Origin of the sequence: Bacillus pumilus (genome assembly GCF_900186955.1) — a bacterium.
In the GTDB taxonomy this organism is placed as follows: Bacteria; Bacillota; Bacilli; order Bacillales; family Bacillaceae; genus Bacillus; species Bacillus pumilus.
In genome coordinates this window covers 2876066-2893506 of the sequence record NZ_LT906438.1, presented here as the reverse complement: position 1 = coordinate 2893506, position 17441 = coordinate 2876066, and the positions used below count along the sequence as shown (strand labels likewise).

Here is a 17441-nt window from a genome sequence, read left to right as displayed (position 1 = left end):
TTTCAAGCGAACACCATGCGAACAACCCTCCGTCTAGTACGTTTTACCTAAAAATTAAGGAGGCTAACGTACTATGAAACAACCTACAAACGATTTCCCACCCGTAGTAAACATCCAAAAATTAACGGAATTACAATACGAAGGCGCGTTATATCGCGAGGATGATCCGGCGGACTATTACCGACCGACTTCGATCAAGGCGGTGCGCGTCGGATGAAACCTTCCGAAATAACCATAACCCACCACGCGAAGCAGCGATTTAAAACCCGATTTGGCATCGATAATCATTATGCCGCACGTAATTGGATCGCGCAGAAAATGGAACACGCTCAGTATCTCGGAATCACTGTAGATGAATCCGGCAAAGAGGCTCGCATGTACGCGAGTAAAGGCGTAGTTATTCATTTTGCGGTAGACACAAACGTCGTTATTACCGTTTATAAGGAAAAAGACAACGCCGGGTCGATCGCCAAGCGCTTACTTATCGACGCTTATGAAGTCATAAAGAAAAACGCAACTGAAACGATTAGTCAATACGAATCATTTTCGGCTGAATTAGACGAAGAGCTACGCTGGTTAGCCGAAGAACTCCAACGTACTCGATCGAAAGCTAAAAGAATGGCGCTACAAGCCCGAATCAATGCCGTTCAAATGCGCGTCGATGAACTGCCTACCGAATCTCTCGAAATCAAGCGCCAAGTAACGCGCTATGCGAGAGGAGTTGCCGCGTATGTTTGACGACTTCTTAATGTATTTCGCATTCGTCGGCACAATCTCGACCTTCATTATCGGCGGCATGTATTGGTCGCTAGTGAGCGAAGAGAGACGGAATAAAGGCGGCGGATGACCGCCGACGCTCGGAGAATACCGGGGCGTTCGTTAAGTAAAACTGTCGCGTCGCTATGCCGTGCGCTGGCGGCGTCTCGGGCGCAGATACCGGTGTTTTGCGAGGGTCAAACCCTAAAACAAATTAACGGAGGTAATCGGATGACAAAGTACACTAGCGGAGCTGACGCTCTAAACGCATTGAACGCAACAAATGAAGGTAATGGCGGTAATAGCGCTGAGTTTGCGAGCTTTAAGACGGGCACGGTTTATAAGGTACGCGTAATGAGTGCGTTCGATCTGATTCGCTTCTTCTCATACGGAATCTATAAGAAGGTAAATTCGTTCTCGGCGGCTAATCCAAGCACGCTAAATAAGAACGGCTTTCCTGAGTCGAACCTAACGTCATGGGATCGCGCATGGAAGTATTATCAAGACCAAAAGAAAGCGGCTGATGATCGCGGAGATGCTAAAGCGGAAGAAGCGGCTAAGCAAGAAGCGGCTAAATATCGCGTAAAAGAACGTTATGCGCTAGGATTTATCAACCTCGAAACTGGCGAGCCAATCATCGTCGATCTTTCTAAGCCGCAGGCTACGACTGTTCATGCGGTCATTAAGAAACAAGAGAAGAAGCTCGGTCGTATCGCGTTTGAGTTAGAGAAGTCCGGCTCAGGAACGAGTACAGTCGTTTCGCTAACGCCTCTTATCGATATGGAAGAGGATTTGACGGAAGTGGAACGCAAGCATTTCGCAGCGCAAGACGGCAAAGAGTTCGACATGTCTTTATTTGACGGCTTAATTTACGAAGCTGACGAAAAGGAAATGCTCGAAAATCTAGTCGCGGCAGGCTTTGACCTAGCGTTAATTGGCGAATCGCTTGGCGGCGGATCTCAGACGGCAGCAGACGACGAACTACCAGCCGAAGAAAACCTCGGATTCTAAGGAGGACGCATAGATGCGAGAAATTAAAACGGAATCGCAGACGTTAGATTTATCGAAGAAGGTCACCGTAGAAGTTTCGTTGGCGGAATTGATTGTTATTAAGGCGTCAATTTACGAAGCAGCAACTTCGACCGTGTGGAGACTCATCGAGGCAGTTTACGGTGAGAAAATAGCGAATAATGCGCGTCAGTTAATGACAAACGACGTTGAAGTTGCGGAATCTATTAGCGATATTTTAGCCGGGCATATCACGAAGGAGGACGAATAGATGGCGCACAAAGAAGAAACGATCGGCAAGTTCGCCGAAATGATCGCCCGAGCTGCCTTAATGGCGGCCGGCTGGTCAGGCGTCAGCAAGCCGGAAACCGAAGAGCCTTATGATATTCTCGCAGCCGATCCGTTTAGCGGCGAGATCAAGCGGTTTCAAGTAAAGACGATTCGTGATCGCAGGAAGAAGCGTGATACTTTAACAGTTAGTGGGCGCAAGAACACCGGCAAACCGTACACGAAAGCCGACACGGACTATTTTATCGGCGTGCTAATCGAAGCCGACGTAACCAAAGCGTACATGTTCGAGTGCCGCGGCATTACGGACTATTGGATGCCGAAGCGAAACGAAGGTAAGCGGGAATGGGTCGAACTTAAACTTAATTTAGATCGCGATTTCTTGGCGGCGATTGAAAACGAAGCGGAGGCGGTTTGACCTTATCGGGTCGGACGGTCAATAAAAGGAGGACGAATAGATGGCGGCATTAAAAGGCGTAAAGACGCTCGATATGGTGGGCGGAGAGATTACGAAAGTGTCGTATGAAGGTGCGGAGTATGAACGCGTTGAGAGAGACGCGGAGGTTGGCGGTTTATTAATGTCCAAGGAAGGGTGTCACGATATAACAGCCGGAGCGTTTTATATAATCAACGAGGTTGATCGCGATGGAGACGCTTATTTTTATGACGATGAAGGCGATCTAAACGCCCTTTCCCGAGAAGATTACATTCCATTTCACAAGAAGCATGCCCGCCTAAAAGTCGGAGATTATGCGAAGGTGATCGATTGTGCTAAAGAATGGAAAGTTGCTCAGGGAGACTTCGTTAAGGTTTTGATCGATGACAAAAAGTACCGTCCGTTTCAGTGCAAGGTTCAGAACGGAGAGTTTGTTGGAGAAACCGTTTGGATGCGTGAATCCGAATTAGTCCTCGCAACCGAAGACGAAGTCGCAGCCGTCAAAGAAGCGGAAGCAAAACACTCTGTCGAAGCGAAATGGGCGAAGATCGGACGCAAAGTTGACGAGTATCGGAAAGACGATATTGTTGCGTATGATGATCCGGAATGGTTTGCGAATAAGGGGTTCGGGAAAGTTGGCGAGGACAAAGGCGGATTAGTACGTGTGGCGGCAGTTGATAAGGGCGGGTTTAATAACGTGTTTTATTTAGAGAAAGATCGAATCACGCTAGTCACTCCGGTCGAGGCACGTTTTGACCGCAGCTAAATGCGCCGCCTGCCAAGCGCCCATTAACGAAGGCCAGTCCGCCGTTTACGACTCACTATACGATGTGTATTGTTGCGACGGCGACTGCTGGTCGGAGTTTTACGCGGACAATGAGGCGGCACACAGGCGGAAGTGGACGGACGAAATCGACTTTTAACGAAGAAAGGAGGACGCGACGTGGAAATCAAGCCGTTAAAACTAAACGTAAATGGACATAAGGCGGCGCCGGCGGCCGACGTTGCCAAACGTAAGCAAGCGGCCAACGCCGTCGAGCCAATCGAGGATGCATGGCGTCGCATCTACGCGAGTAAACTTAGCGATTCAGACCGGCAGAAATTAGACGAAGTCAAGGCGGCTATGGAGGACGGACGCTTGGCGCGCGATCCTTCTGACTGCGTTAATAAAGCCGGCAAGCCGAAGAAATTCAGCAAGGCGGAAGCGCTGCGTCTTTGGAAAACGGTGCAAGCGCAGAACCGCGAAGATAAGTTACGTAAAATGGTCGAGGAAACGCCGGAGAATTACTGGCTGATCACGGATGAAAAGCGGCTGGCCGAGTTTGTGGCGCTACTTGAAAACGAAGAAGAAATCGTATTTGACGTAGAAACGACCGGCGTTGACGTGTGGAACGATTATATCGTCGGCCATGTGATCACGGCGATCAAAGCGGACGTACACGCTTATATTCCAACGCGACATAAAACTATCCTACCGCAATTAAGCCGAGATTTAGTAAACGAAACTCTACGACCTTTCTACGAAGACCCGACCGTCGGCAAACTCGCCCATAACGCTAAGTTCGATATTCATATGCTTGATCGCGAAGGAATTAAGCTGCGCGGACTTACGTGGGATACACAGGAAGCTATGCGACTTCTAAACGAAAACGAGCCGTCATTTGCTCTTAAGAACCTTGTCACAAAATACTTGCGCATCGAGTCGAGTACCTACGGTGACCTGTTCGGAAAGATCGGCTTTGACGAAGTAGACGATTTAGAAATCGCGCTTGCCTATGCAGCTAAAGACGGTGACGTGACGCTTAAGCTACGAAACTTCCAGCGGGAGCATCTCGCAAAAATGCCGGAAGTACTGCGTTATTACGAGACGGTAGAGGTTCCGTTGATCAGCGTAGTTCAGCAGATGGAGACTACCGGCTTCGATATTGATTTAGATTACGCCGAGGAATATGGACGCGAATTAAAAAGCGGCTTAGACCGTTTATACGATGAGCTAATCGAAGAACTAGGCGACGTCAACATAAACTCTCCGGCGCAGTTAAAGCCGGCCCTTGAACGGGTAACGGGCGAATCACTAGCGTCAACCGATGCGAAGAAGGTACTTAAACCACTTGCGAAAAAGTATCCGGTAGTTAAGAAGCTACTCGAATATAAAGACAGCTTTAAGCTTTATTCAACGTATATCAACGCATTGCCGGAGCTAATCGATCAAAAGACCGGCAAGTTATACACGAACTTCAATCCGAATGGAGCGAAGACGGGCCGGTTCAGTTCCGGCGGAACGGGCGTCAACCTACAGAACCAGCCGAAGAAGGCTCGTAAATTATTCGTTGCGCCCGAAGGCTACGCAATACTAGGCGGTGACTGGAGCCAACAAGAATACCGATGCCTGGCGTACTTTACGCAAGACCCGAAGCTAGTCGATAACTATTTCCGCGGCGACGATTTATACGCATCTATCGCGGCAGAAGTGTTCGGTAAGCCGATCGAAGAATGCGGAGATGGGTCTGTCTACCGTAAACAGGCGAAGGTTATTATGCTTGCGGTTGCTTACGGGGGCGGCGCGAACATGCTAAAAGATGCGATCGGCGTTGAAAAGCACGAGGCACAAAAGTTCCTCGACAGTTTCTTCGAGAGATTTCCGGTCGTTAAAGAATGGGTCGAATCGAATCAGAAGTTCGTCAAGAAACACGGCTTCGTTTGGATGGACCATTTACAGCGAAAACGGCGCCTTCCTGACGCAAAAGATCGGAGCGCAAAAGGGCACTACTCAGCGGTCTTTACGCAGTCAACGAATGCCCGCGTTCAAGGCTCGGCCGCGATTCAAACAAAGGCGACCATGATTGCGCTGCAAGAGTTATGCGATAGAAAGACGGCTGAAGGACGTGGAGAATGGCGCTTATGGTGCGTGGTTCATGACGAGGCGCTTTTATTAGTGCCGGATACACTTACGCAGCAAGACGTAAAAGACTTCGAGGACGTCATGGTCAATACGTACGTGTTCGGAAACATACCGAATAAGACGGACATCGAGATAAGCCGAAGATGGGGCGAGGGTTTGAAGATAAGCGAATTCTTCAGCGGTGAAGTGAGCCGTGATGACTACCCTAACGAGGATGATTACGAAAAACAAAAACGGATTGTCGGCGAAGGCTGGCAAGGAAAAGGGGCGGTTTAATGATTCCACAAACATACGTTGTACTCGATTTAGAAACGACGGGACTCGATCATAAGAAGGATCAGATTATCGAAATTGGCGCAATTAAAATTCGACTTGGCGGTCGGGTGCGTGAATTCGAAGAGGTAAGCCGTTTTCATACGATGGTCGCATTAGAAGAAGGTCGCGATCTACCCGAATTCATTACGAATTTAACCGGAATCACGGAAGAAGACCTCGAAGACGCCCCGGAAGAATGGGACGCGCTGGACGAATTACAAAACTTCATCGGAGACGCTATCGTCGTTGCGCAGAATGCACCGTTTGATCTTTCGTTCATTAGTCGTGGTGACATCGAGCCGGAACGCTTCTATTGTACGAGAGCTATGGCACGATTCGTAGAACCGGAGTTATCAGCGTCATTAAAGGACGTGACCAAACGAATTGGAATTTCGCTAGACGGTCATCACCGCGCGTTAAATGACGTAGAGGCAACGATCGAAGTATTCCGTAGATACTTACCACGAGTAGTCGATGAATATAACGACTTTGCGAACGTAGTTATGGAGGCGCCGGACAGACCGATGAAATTCGTTCCCAAGCACGCAATCGTTTGGGAGGTTCAGATGGTTGCGCTGTCTAAAGCGGATCTGCTGCGTATTTACCAAGCGCTAAGGGATAACGAAGCTATGTCGTTAAAGATCGGTTCCATCCTCGAACGCAATATGAAAGGACGTGATTAATTGACGGCAGACAAACGAAAATTAGCGGCTCAACTACTTAGTAACGGCGGATCTTCGGAACCTTCATTTGCGCAGTCAATCGCAGATGAACTCGTATCATATCTTAACGAATGGCACTCGTTGCCCGAGACGTGGGATAACCAACTAGATGCGGATATTCACCGGTGGTATTCGGAAGCGCCAAACGTATTCCCGAAGCGCCCGTATTTCTCACCATCGGCAGCAAACGCATGTCCGCGTGAATTGTACCACAAGGCGTTGAATGACCCGAAAGACGTCGAATCAAAGCCGCCATATCAAGGACGATGGACGCGCTTAGGAACGGCGATCGGCGACATGATCCAGCGCGATATATTGTTCATGGCGAAGCACTTCGGTAAAAAGACGGGTCGTGTATGTCCGTTTGACTTCGAACGCAACGAAGATGGCACGCCGGTATTCGAGGACTTTGCCAAACGAAATCATAAGATCGAGCGCGGCGGTCAGACGTTCTACTTATACGGAACTTGCGACGGCATCATGCGTTATGTGACGGCAGACGGCGAAATCCTACGCGTTGGACTCGAAATCAAGTCGAAGCAGACATCCGCGGCTAGGACGTCGCTGCATTCGATGCGAGAACCGGACCCGAAGCACGTCGCACAATGCGTGACTTATGGACCGATGTACGGCGTTGATTATTACGTCATTCTTTACGTCAATGCGTCTAAAAAGTCGTGGGTATATCCGGAAGGCGAATTTGAAAAGACACCGGACATCCGAGCGTTTGGTCTCGAAATCAAGCCGCATGATATTGACGCGATTCTTGATAGATTCGTAGATATCCGAAATGCGGTCGATGCGGGTACGCCGCCCGAACTAGACCTCGGAGCATGGACGTTCAACAACTTCAAGACTGCGATTGCTAAGTCGCTGACAGACGATGAAATGACGGTGATTCGCGGTAAGGTGGCGCAGATGCGTAAATCGGGAGCCTACGCAAGTACGAAGCAGCAGTATGCAGAGGCGCTCGCATTTATTGAGAGAGTCCGAGAAGGGGAGGCGGTTTGATGACGGTCGATGAAGTTAGAGAACGCGTTGAAGTTATCCGACAAATAGCCTTCGACGATGAGGCGGCACACTGTAAGGAGTCCGAATTGTATTCCGAGGTATTAACGGCAATCGCAAAAGGCGCGGATAGCCCGGATAAACTTGCAGCAGAAGCGTTAAAGACGGAGAAAATCGAATTCTTCCGGTGGTTCGGATGACCGCCGCCAAGCCTATCCGATGCCTTGCGTTTGACACGTCGATGACCTGTCCGGGCGTCGCGATCATAGAAGTCCGCAAAGGTAAGCCGATCATCAAGGCGCTAAGCCACGTCAAGCCGAATACGAGCCGATCACATGCGCACCGAGCGGAGGTTATCGAAGGATGGGCGATGCTGTTTCTCGATAAGCATGTCGGAACCGCCGGCTTTGATTACGTGGTTCGCGAAGACTTTGCGGGCAAGACGTCACGGTCTAACTATCCGGTACTCAGCGCTTGGAACGCGTGTGAAAGAGCGACGTCACGATTCGGGCTGACGTTCGATAAATACAAGAAGCCGGGCAAAAAGACGGAAGATCTCGGCATATCCGCGACGCGCGTTAAGTCATTGGTCGCCGGATCGGGCAACGCAGAAAAGGACGAAGTAGAGGCGGGCGTAAGACGGATAACAGGCTACGACGGAACCTTCGCCAACTTTGATGAATCGGATGCGGCTGCGATTGGGCTTGCGTGGCTGATCGATGAAGGCGTACTTGAGAAACCGAAAGGGGCGAAATAGATGGGCGCAGGTTTAATTATTACTTTTGTTGTAGTTTCTATAGGATTTGCTGTTTGTCTACTTGGCTCGCTCGGGTATGCTTACGTGGATTTTCTAGACTACTTAGCCGCGGGTTTCTTCGGAATGTTAGCAGGTTTACTCGCAGTATGCATCGTGCTTATTCCGGGGTTTTTCTTGCCTACTCATTCGGCAGATCCCGTCAAAAGCGAAGTCTCCTCGCTAAAAGACACATCCGAATCCTCGGGAAGATTCGTTTTAGGGTCGGGAACAGCCTCCGCTGAACCGTATTTTTATTACGCGGTCGAGAAGGACGGTTTTACAACGATCAATAAAGCGGAGATATTATCGTCCAAGATTCGAGAAGGTACTTACGAAAAGCCTTACGTTCTCACTTATGACGTCCAGTATAAATCGGCTATTGCACGATTCTTCTACGGTAAGAGCACGGGTTTAAATACGTACGAATTTTACTTACCGGAAAACACGATTACGACCGACTATAAAATCGATATGGAGTGATTCGGATGGATAACCACGAACAACACGTAATTAAAATTGTAGGCGCGTTAGGGGAAGTTTTTAACGAGGAGTCAGAGCATTTTATTGCGGAATTAGAAAAGGTGGATTTAACTGAATTCTTTACGGCTGCAACCGCGGCTCTCGGAGTCATGTTCAATCACTATACGGGAGAACAGAAGAATGCGATTGACTTTACGCATGTACTTAACGGATTGGCTGTGAGACGTGCACTAGAGAACGCAACGAAGGAGGCGGGCGCAAATGGATAAAGCGATGGCTTACATCGACAAATTAGCCGCAAAGCTCGGAGTGGCGGCGGAACACGTTTACGGAGTGCTCGTTAAGCAGGCGGTGGTCGGCGGAGGTGTAAGTATCGGCGCTTCATTAGTTCTTTTATTAATTGCGATAGTAATTCCGATATTGTGCATGCGAGAAGCCAAAAGACGCAAAGGTGTAATACCTGACGGTTTAGCTATCGCCTTTGGTTGGTGCGTTTTCATCTCGGTGTTTCTGTTAATACTCGCTTGCATTTTGGGTGTAAACGGAATAAAAGCGGTTTTGAATCCGGAATACTACGCAATCATAGAAATCCTCGACACGATTGGAGGTAAATGACGATGGAATACGGTGATATTTTCGTTGCGCCAATCGCTAATTTACTCGACATGAAACGGCGACTCGAATCGGATTTAGGCGATCACGAATACGCACTCATGCGACTAGAACTGAAACGCGTCGAGACGGAAATCGAGCGTGACCGGACGGCTGCTAGAATTGCGGAATTAGAAGCGGAAATTGAGCGGAGAGGTGGGCGTGGATGACGGACAACGACGACACTATTTACGCCAAGGCGATGGAAGAAGCGTCCAAAGTTCTCGGCGCAGATCCGGCGTACTTTGGCGAAGAAGGTATCGCAGAGGTTGAACGGCAGTTAAATAAGTTAGGACGAAGCATGGACGATTTCGGAAAGGGTGACCGCGGATGAGAACGAGAGAAGAAATAGAGACGGAACTATTCGGAATTTACGAAATGATCGAAGTCGGAAAAAGCGAAATTGAAGACTTAGAAAGAGAGGTTAGTCACGCATATGAAAAGGTGGGAAAACTTGAAGCCGAACTTTCTTCGTTAGATGAATCGGAAGGTGGAGACGAATGAGTACGTACATTGCGTTATTCAGCCTCGCGATCCTCATCATTTTTGTGGGCGGGATGAAGGCGAAATCATACGAAGAAATCACGACGAAAATAGCCGGCCTCGTCTTGCTGATCATTCCTACTGCGGTTTTATTAGCGTACGCGACCGGAGTTCAGCCGTGAACGTATATTTCTACTCGCTGACGGGCAACGTGCGGCGGTTCATCGCTAAGACCGGACTAGGCGGTCAGGCACGCGAAATCAAGACCGGCGAGGTCGTTGAGGAACCGTTCGTGCTGGTAACGCCGACTTACGACTTCGGTCAGCCGCCCGCAACGGTAAGCGAATGGCTTAAGGATAATGGCGATTGGATGGTCGGCATAGCGGCGTCGGGAAATCGAAATTGGGGAGACGGCTTTGGAGCGGCTGCCGACGTTATTGCGACGCTTTATGATGTGCCGGTGATCGGTAAATTCGAATTAGCAGGGACGGAAGAGGACGTAAAACAATTTACGGAAAGGGTGAAGGCGCTTGGGTAAAGAGATGATCGGGGAACTCGAATTGAATCGGATATATCAGCGCGATTGTATCGAAGGGATGCGTATGCTGCCGGATAAGTCGATCGATATGATACTTTGCGATTTACCTTACGGCACAACTCGAAATAAGTGGGATATTGTTATTCCTTTAGACTCTCTTTGGGAACAGTACGAAAGAGTCGTAAAAGATAACGGCGCGATAGTGCTTACAGCGGCACAGCCTTTCACTAGTTTATTAGTATCGAGTAATCCGAAATTATTCAGGTACGACATTACTTGGGATAAAAAGCAAATAACCGGATTCCTCAATGCGAAAAGGATGCCCCTAAGAAAACACGAGGACATTTTAATTTTTTATAAGAAACCTCCGACATACAATCCTCAATTTACATTCGGAGACTCTTACGAAGTGAGACGGAAACATTCAACAAGTAACTATGGGAGCCAAAATGAGAATGAAACGAAGAGCGACGGCAGGAGATACCCAACGTCGATAATTGAGATTCCCCAAATCCGTGAAAAGGGAGGTCATCCAACCCAAAAACCAGTGAAACTATTCGAGTGGCTAATTAAAACGTTCACAAATGAAGGCGACATTATTCTTGATAGTTGTATAGGTTCAGGGACAACGGCGGTAGCGGCGACTCAATTAAATCGTAATTTTATAGGTTTTGAGATTGAGACAGAATATGCGAAGAGAGCTAATCAGCGTTTAGATTCTAGTGTACGGGGATCATCAATAAAGGAGGCGCCACATGACAAATAGCAGCGCAAGTTATATCGAGTTAAATAACGAAATTATGATTCAAAAAGACGGGCGGTTTCAATTCGAGAAAGACGAAGAGGCCGTCCGTGCTTATTTTATAGACTACGTAAATCAAAACACCGTATTTTTCCACGATTTAAAAGAAAAGCTCGACTATCTGCGCGATAACGATTACTACGAGACGGAGTTCCTTGACGCTTATACATTCGAGGAAATCAAGGCAGTCTATAAAACGGCCTACGCCGCAAAGTTCCGATTCCCTTCGTTCATGAGCGCATTCAAATTCTACAACGACTACGCGCTGAAGACGAACGATCGCAAAAAGATTCTCGAACGCTACGAAGACCGTATCGCTTGCTGTGCGCTGTACTTCGGAAAAGGTGACGGGGCCAAGGCGATCGAGTTTGCGAAACTAATGATCCGCCAGGAATACCAACCGGCGACTCCTACGTTTTTAAATGCCGGGCGCAAGCGTAGAGGCGAGATGGTGTCGTGTTTCCTGCTCGAAGTTAACGACTCGCTGAACGATATCTCACGCGCAATCGACATTTCGATGCAGCTATCGAAGTCAGGTGGGGGCGTGTCGCTTAATCTTTCAAAGATTCGCGCAAAAGGTGAGTCGATTAAGGACGTTGCCGGAGCGACTAAAGGCGTAGTCGGCGTTATGAAGCTACTCGATAATGCGTTCCGATATGCGGATCAGATGGGCCAAAGACAGGGCGCGGGCGCAGCTTATCTAAACGTATTCCACGCGGATATTAATGATTTTCTCGATTAAATGGTAGTCGCCTATCCAAGCGATTGGGTAGTGAAAACCTTGTGAACGCATGCAAAAGCGGTGTCCTCATACGAGGGCTAACGGGGAAACCTCAGCACGTAAGGGTGGTGGCAATCCCGTGCCAAGCCGAGCACCAAAGGAGGTGAAAAAGTGAACGCTGTTTACGAAATTAAAAACATGAAAAACGGTAAGTGTTATATCGGAAGTAGTTCAGATTTTCAAAAAAGAAAAAATGCTCACATCAACTTACTAAGAAAGGGCATACACCACAATCAGCCTTTACAAGAGGATTTTAATTTGATGGGCGAAAAAGCTTTTGAATTTAAAGTATTGCAGAGTTTCGGTGAAATTGAAAGGCACGCTCTTTTCGAAGCTGAGCAGTATTGGATAGATAGATGCGACAAACATCTAAGGTATAACTTGTATCACAACGCATTCGGAATGTCGTACACGGGACATAAAAACCCAATGTTTGGGCGGACACATAGTGAAGATGTTAAGCGGAAATTATCTGTAATAAATTCAGGTGAAAATAATCCATGGTACAACAATATGGAGCACATGCAGATGATGCGTAGTTTAATAACTAAACGATTCGATGGCAGAAAACATACGACAGAGACGCGACGTAAAATGTCTGAGGCACATAAAGGACGAGTAAAATCAGAGAGTGAATGCTTAAAACTTCGTTTGAACAATGGGAATAACGCAAGGATATGTGTAAATGGCGTATTTTATCGTTCAATGGCAGAGGCGAGTCGTCAGTTAGGGATTAGCCGGACGACTATCACAAGTCGTGTGAACAACCCAAAGTTCAAAAATTATTATCGGTGCTCGGAAGGTGTAGAGACTAATAGTAAGCCGGAGATTAGCACCGGTTGAAGCGCAAGGCGTCTCACGTAGACGATGATATAGTCCAGTCCTCGTAGAAATACGAGGGTAACTGACCAAAAAAATCTCGGCAGATGAAGACGTCCGAGTCAAAACGCTGTCAATCGGCGTCGTTGTGCCCGACAAATTCATCGAACTAGCGCGAGAAGACCGACCGGCTTACGTTTTCTATCCGCATACGGTCTATAAGGCGTACGGCACGCATTTAGACGAAATGGATATCGGCGCAATGTACGATGAACTCGTGAATAATCCGGCGGTGCGGAAGGAACGTATTAACCCGCGCCAGCTACTCGAAAAGATGGCCGTTCTGCGTTCAGAGTCGGGGTATCCGTACATGATGTTTCAAGACAACGTTAACCGAGAGCATGCGCTGAACCATATCAGCCGCGTTAAGTTCTCGAATCTCTGTTCGGAGGTGCTTCAGGCTTCGACCGTCTCGGAATACACCGACTATGGCGAACCGGACGATATCGGCTTAGATATTTCGTGCAACCTCGGCTCTCTTAATATCGCGAATGTAATGGCGGGTGGATCGATCGAAAACGCCGTCAAACTAGCCGTCGATGCGCTGACCGTAGTTTCGGAATCTACGAATATCAAGAACGCGCCGGCCGTCGCAAAGGCTAACCGTGAGATGCGTTCTATCGGACTTGGCGCGATGAATCTGCACGGCTATTTAGCGCAGAATGGAATCGCATATGAATCGGAAGAAGCTCGTGACTTTGCTAACGTATTCTTCGCTACGGTCAATTACTGGACGTTAGTGCGCTCGAATGAATTGGCGCAGGAAACGGGAACTACGTTTGAAGGCTACGAGGGATCTACGTATGCGAGCGGAGAGTATTTCGATAAGTACCTCGAAGGTGATTACCGACCAAAAACGGATAAAGTGCGGGCGTTGTTTAAAGACATCGTGATTCCGACGCCTCTCGAATGGCAAGTCCTGAGCGATAACGTAAATCTTCACGGACTATACCACGCCTATAGACTTGCGATTGCGCCTAACGGATCTATTTCGTATGTACAGTCGGCGACAGCTTCGGTCATGCCGATTATGGAGCGCATTGAGGAACGGACTTACGGAAACTCGAAGACGTACTATCCAATGCCGGGGTTATCGCCGCAAAACTGGTTCTTCTATAAAGAAGCGTACGACATGGATATGTTTAAGGTCGTCGATATGATCGCTACGATTCAGCAGCACGTCGACCAAGGCATCTCATTTACGCTGTTCTTAAAAGATACGATGACGACGCGCGATTTGAATCGAATTGACCTGTACGCGCACCACAAAGGCATCAAGACGCTTTATTATGCGCGCACTAAAGATACTGGGCAGGAAGGCTGTCTAAGTTGCGCAGTCTGACAATAATATTTGGGCATACAAACTTCTCAGGGGAAACCCTGTAAATAATTAACAAGGTAGATTAGCAGTTACGTCAACTTTCATAGGGAATCTTCGGCAAAGGATCCTGTGTGGGACTGTATGAATATTCATGTTAGGTAGATGAATGTTTATACAAAAAAATATAAATATTCGGAGGCGTTATATGGAGAAAGAGTTACTCGGGAGCTTAGAACTTAATAGAATATATCAAATGGACTGTCTCGAAGGGATGAAATTAATTCCTGATGAATCCGTAGACTTAATTTTATGTGACTTACCTTACGGAACAACTGACGTTAAAAGGTGGGATAAAATCATCCCAATTGAAAAGTTATGGGAGCAGTACAAACGAATCATCAAAGAAACTGGCAATGTCGTTCTGTTCGGTAGTCAACCGTTTACAAGTTATTTAGTTAACAGTAATCCTTCTATGTTCAGGTACGAATGGATTTGGGATAAAACAAAGGGAGCGAATTTCCTAAACTCTAACCACCAACCACTTAAGGTTCATGAAAATATTCTCGTTTTCAGTAAACTTCCTGCAAGTCCAAACAAAAAGGGTACGGCAACTTATTTTCCGCAAAAAACAGAAGGGAAGGAATATAAGGTTAAGAGAAGCAGCCACAAGGGAGAAATCTTCAACGGAGGCTCGTTGCGAGACAATTTTGAAAAAGTAAATGAGGGCAGACATCCAGTAAGTATCCAAACATTTTTAAAAGATAAAGATAATATCCACCCAACACAAAAACCTGTGGAGATGTGCGAATATTTGATACGAACTTACACAGACCAATCAGATATAGTTCTCGATAACTGCATGGGTTCTGGCACAACAGCTGTCGCATCTATAATCAGCCAAAGAAAATGGATAGGTTTTGAGACTGACCCAACGTTTTACCAACTTGCTAATAAACGTCTTGAACAAGTCCAATTAGGTGATGATTTAGCTTCCTACCAATAAGACTTTCTCGAAGTCATTCAAAATCGTTACAAATGCCCTCACTGCGATTCTACATTCTCTGACTACTTTATCTCTATCGCAAGAAACGACAAGATTACAGGGCGATTATTCAAGCGCATAGGCAAGGAATCTATCAAAGGTAAGAACACATTTACCAGTGTAGCAGAGCAGTGTGGAGTGGCGGATACAACGGTTAAGAAAGCCTTCTTTCAACATGTAGATGTGCTTTAAAGTGTCTGAATCAAACTTTTTAAAAAACTATCGTTAGGAGGATTAATAATGACGGAACCTATCGAAAATGAAATATACACAGCGGCCAACTGGTCGCAATCAGACGATAATTTTACGGCCATGTTCTACGATCAGAACGTCAAGCAGTTTTGGCTACCGGAGGAGATTTCGCTTAACGGCGACCTACTCGCGTGGAAAGACCTGACGCCTGCCGAACGCGACACGTATATGAAAGTGCTCGCCGGCCTGACGTTATTAGATACGGAGCAAGGAAACACCGGCATGCCCGCCATCATGGCGCACGTAGACGGTCACCAACGCAAGGCCGTCCTCAACTTCATGGCGATGATGGAGAACGCAGTACATGCGAAGTCTTACTCGAATATCTTTCTAACGCTTGCGCCTTCGGAAACTATTACGGCCGTCTTCGAATGGGTTAAAGAGAACCGGTACTTGCAACGCAAAGCGAAGCTGATCACCGACCTTTATCGCGATATCAAGGCAGGCGACGACATTTCGTTGTATAAAGCGATGGTCGCTTCGGTATATCTCGAAAGTTTCCTATTCTACAGCGGCTTTTATTACCCGTTGTATTTCTACGGTCAAGGGCGCATGATGCAGAGCGGCGAGATTATTAACCTTATTATCCGTGACGAAGCGATCCATGGCGTCTACGTCGGTTTGCTTGCGCAGGAAATATACAACCGTCAGACGGACGACGTGAGGGCGGATTTACACGAATGGTCGCTCGGGTTATTAACGGAGCTGTACGAGAATGAAGTCGCATATACGGACGATGTGTACGGTGCGGTCGGCTTGGCGCATGACGTTAAGGCTTTCGTTAGGTACAACGCGAATAAGGCGCTCATGAACCTCGGATTCGATGCGCACTTTCCGGATGAGCTGGTCAACCCGATCGTGATTAACGGACTGAGTACGAAGACGAAGGCACATGACTTCTTTAGCATGCAAGGGAACGGCTACAAAAAGGCGACGGTCGAGGCGCTTAGAGATGAGGATTTTCACTTTGACGCCTAGTTCCATAATTGGCGCAACGTATTCTAATAATTCCGGACACGAATTTACTGTAATAGATAAAATTAGCGGACAGAAAGGGAGGGCCTGTAAATATGTAGTCAGATTCACTAAATCAGGCTATCAATATGCTGTCGAGAAGGTTCAAATTACTAGAGGTACTGTTAGAGATCGAACTGAAAGGACTGTTTTCGGCGTGGGGTATCTCGGAGACGCAAGAATGGTGGATCACAAAAGAGAGTATAACGTTTGGAATGGAATGTTGGAACGCTGTTACGATGAAAACTCTCCCCAATTTCAAGATTACGGTGCTAAAGGCGTTACTGTCTGCGAGAAGTGGCATTGTTTTGCCAATTTCGTCAAAGATTTCACGTTCATAGACGGATTTGAGCCTGATTTATTTGCTGATAGAAAGATATTTTTAGATAAGGACTTAAAGCAGAAAGGTATTCCTAAATCTGAAATGGTCTATTCATTAAATACGTGCACTTTCGTTTCCCAGGCTGTAAATAATCGAAATAGAGACCTAACGAAAGCGAGATTGCTATTCAAAGCGACATCGCCTTCCGGTGAATCATTTACGGTTTCCGGCCTACGACCCTTCGCAGCCAAACACGGCCTGCACCGACCCACCATTAAGAAATGTCTTCGCGGTGAACGAGCCGATTACAACGGTTGGACTTTCGAACTCATCCGCGAATCAAATTGGGGACGGAGTAAAAGCGCCTGATAACCGGATATTTTCATTTTCCTGCCGATTAATGTCCCGATTTCCACCGCCCACATGCGACTGTATAAGTGAAAGCGAAAATAAGGAGCTGATCGTATGCGACAGACGATTAATCGAGGCGCTTTAATTGCGGCGTCCATCGTGCCGGCATTTTGGTACGCACATGCAGCGGGCTTTTGGTGGTTCGTGGCGGCGGGAGCGCCGTTCTTGTTATACGTTGTTACGCTACCGTTTGAGGACGGTAAGAAGGCGAAGGAGGGCGAATAAATGCGTTAT

General features: G+C 47.5%; 25 protein-coding genes and 2 pseudogenes. All 27 read left to right on the top strand.

Annotated elements, in window-relative coordinates; genetic code table 11:
• Positions 1–73 precede the first annotated feature (73 nt).
• The 27 genes and pseudogenes from CKW02_RS20335 (at position 74) to CKW02_RS20175 (ending at position 17432) form a co-directional block, all read left to right on the top strand.
• Complete coding sequence (locus CKW02_RS20335) at positions 74–217, top strand: hypothetical protein (protein ID WP_169901769.1); 144 nt, start codon at positions 74–76, stop codon at positions 215–217.
• A complete protein-coding gene (locus tag CKW02_RS15155; RefSeq protein ID WP_034620099.1) occupies positions 214–738 on the top strand; it encodes a magnesium transporter CorA family protein in 525 nt (174 codons plus the stop codon). The genes CKW02_RS20335 and CKW02_RS15155 overlap by 4 nt, the downstream gene beginning before the upstream one ends.
• Positions 739–987: 249 nt before the next feature.
• On the top strand, positions 988–1767 hold the full coding sequence (locus tag CKW02_RS15150) for a hypothetical protein (protein ID WP_003213097.1): 780 nt from the start codon (positions 988–990) through the stop codon (positions 1765–1767).
• Between the two features lie 13 nt (positions 1768–1780).
• Positions 1781–2035 (top strand): hypothetical protein, encoded by a 255-nt coding sequence (locus CKW02_RS15145; protein ID WP_003212674.1) that lies wholly within the window; start codon positions 1781–1783, stop codon positions 2033–2035.
• Complete coding sequence (locus CKW02_RS15140; RefSeq protein WP_003212809.1) at positions 2036–2470, top strand: hypothetical protein; 435 nt, start codon at positions 2036–2038, stop codon at positions 2468–2470.
• Between the two features lie 40 nt (positions 2471–2510).
• Complete coding sequence (locus CKW02_RS15135) at positions 2511–3254, top strand: hypothetical protein (protein WP_003213488.1); 744 nt, start codon at positions 2511–2513, stop codon at positions 3252–3254.
• Positions 3255–3431: 177 nt separating this feature from the next.
• Positions 3432–5666, top strand: coding sequence for a DNA polymerase (locus tag CKW02_RS15130; RefSeq protein ID WP_003213602.1), 2235 nt, complete (start codon positions 3432–3434; stop codon positions 5664–5666).
• Positions 5666–6388 (top strand): 3'-5' exonuclease, encoded by a 723-nt coding sequence (locus tag CKW02_RS15125; RefSeq protein ID WP_003213221.1) that lies wholly within the window; start codon positions 5666–5668, stop codon positions 6386–6388. The genes CKW02_RS15130 and CKW02_RS15125 overlap by 1 nt, the downstream gene beginning before the upstream one ends.
• Positions 6389–7438 carry a hypothetical protein gene (locus tag CKW02_RS15120; RefSeq protein ID WP_003213253.1) on the top strand — a complete coding sequence of 350 codons (1050 nt, stop codon included), beginning with the start codon at positions 6389–6391 and terminating at the stop codon, positions 7436–7438.
• Positions 7438–7635, top strand: a complete 198-nt coding sequence (locus tag CKW02_RS15115) for a hypothetical protein (protein ID WP_034620098.1) — start codon at positions 7438–7440, stop codon at positions 7633–7635. Before CKW02_RS15120 ends, CKW02_RS15115 begins: the two co-directional genes overlap by 1 nt.
• Positions 7632–8192, top strand: a complete 561-nt coding sequence (locus tag CKW02_RS15110; protein ID WP_003212712.1) for a RuvC family protein — start codon at positions 7632–7634, stop codon at positions 8190–8192. The genes CKW02_RS15115 and CKW02_RS15110 overlap by 4 nt, the downstream gene beginning before the upstream one ends.
• Positions 8193–8711, top strand: a complete 519-nt coding sequence (locus CKW02_RS15105; protein WP_003212848.1) for a hypothetical protein — start codon at positions 8193–8195, stop codon at positions 8709–8711. It abuts the gene before it with no gap.
• 5 nt (positions 8712–8716) lie between these two features.
• The gene (locus CKW02_RS15100; RefSeq protein ID WP_003213277.1) at positions 8717–8980 is read left to right on the top strand and encodes a hypothetical protein; all 264 of its coding nucleotides are present in this window, start codon (positions 8717–8719) and stop codon (positions 8978–8980) included.
• Complete coding sequence (locus CKW02_RS15095) at positions 8973–9326, top strand: hypothetical protein (protein ID WP_034620097.1); 354 nt, start codon at positions 8973–8975, stop codon at positions 9324–9326. Before CKW02_RS15100 ends, CKW02_RS15095 begins: the two co-directional genes overlap by 8 nt.
• 2 nt (positions 9327–9328) lie before the next feature.
• Complete coding sequence (locus CKW02_RS15090; RefSeq protein ID WP_003213649.1) at positions 9329–9532, top strand: hypothetical protein; 204 nt, start codon at positions 9329–9331, stop codon at positions 9530–9532.
• A complete protein-coding gene (locus tag CKW02_RS20190) occupies positions 9529–9696 on the top strand; it encodes a hypothetical protein (RefSeq protein WP_003212947.1) in 168 nt (55 codons plus the stop codon). Before CKW02_RS15090 ends, CKW02_RS20190 begins: the two co-directional genes overlap by 4 nt.
• Complete coding sequence (locus CKW02_RS20185) at positions 9693–9866, top strand: hypothetical protein (RefSeq protein WP_003213391.1); 174 nt, start codon at positions 9693–9695, stop codon at positions 9864–9866. Before CKW02_RS20190 ends, CKW02_RS20185 begins: the two co-directional genes overlap by 4 nt.
• Positions 9863–10027: a hypothetical protein gene (locus CKW02_RS20180; RefSeq protein ID WP_003213052.1), complete on the top strand. Its 165-nt coding sequence runs from the start codon at positions 9863–9865 to the stop codon at positions 10025–10027. The genes CKW02_RS20185 and CKW02_RS20180 overlap by 4 nt, the downstream gene beginning before the upstream one ends.
• A complete protein-coding gene (gene nrdI / locus CKW02_RS15085) occupies positions 10024–10383 on the top strand; it encodes a class Ib ribonucleoside-diphosphate reductase assembly flavoprotein NrdI (protein WP_034620096.1) in 360 nt (119 codons plus the stop codon). Before CKW02_RS20180 ends, nrdI begins: the two co-directional genes overlap by 4 nt.
• A gap of 4 nt (positions 10384–10387) precedes the next feature.
• On the top strand, positions 10388–11149 hold the full coding sequence (locus tag CKW02_RS15080) for a DNA-methyltransferase (protein ID WP_003212769.1): 762 nt from the start codon (positions 10388–10390) through the stop codon (positions 11147–11149).
• Positions 11139–11924 (top strand): annotated as a pseudogene (locus tag CKW02_RS15075) (ribonucleotide reductase N-terminal alpha domain-containing protein); the annotation flags it as partial. The gene CKW02_RS15080 and the pseudogene CKW02_RS15075, both read left to right, overlap by 11 nt.
• 153 nt (positions 11925–12077) lie before the next feature.
• Positions 12078–12809, top strand: a complete 732-nt coding sequence (locus CKW02_RS15070; RefSeq protein ID WP_003213364.1) for an NUMOD3 domain-containing DNA-binding protein — start codon at positions 12078–12080, stop codon at positions 12807–12809.
• Between the two features lie 64 nt (positions 12810–12873).
• A pseudogene (locus CKW02_RS15065) lies at positions 12874–14187 on the top strand (ribonucleoside-diphosphate reductase subunit alpha); the annotation flags it as partial.
• A 184-nt stretch (positions 14188–14371) separates the two neighbouring features.
• Positions 14372–15169, top strand: coding sequence for a DNA-methyltransferase (locus tag CKW02_RS15060; RefSeq protein WP_003212938.1), 798 nt, complete (start codon positions 14372–14374; stop codon positions 15167–15169).
• A 279-nt stretch (positions 15170–15448) separates the two neighbouring features.
• The gene (nrdF, locus tag CKW02_RS15055) at positions 15449–16438 is read left to right on the top strand and encodes a class 1b ribonucleoside-diphosphate reductase subunit beta (protein WP_003213156.1); all 990 of its coding nucleotides are present in this window, start codon (positions 15449–15451) and stop codon (positions 16436–16438) included.
• A 217-nt stretch (positions 16439–16655) separates the two neighbouring features.
• Positions 16656–17165, top strand: coding sequence for a hypothetical protein (locus CKW02_RS15050; RefSeq protein ID WP_231953204.1), 510 nt, complete (start codon positions 16656–16658; stop codon positions 17163–17165).
• A 96-nt stretch (positions 17166–17261) separates the two neighbouring features.
• Positions 17262–17432 (top strand): hypothetical protein, encoded by a 171-nt coding sequence (locus tag CKW02_RS20175; RefSeq protein WP_003213251.1) that lies wholly within the window; start codon positions 17262–17264, stop codon positions 17430–17432.
• Positions 17433–17441 lie beyond the last annotated feature (9 nt).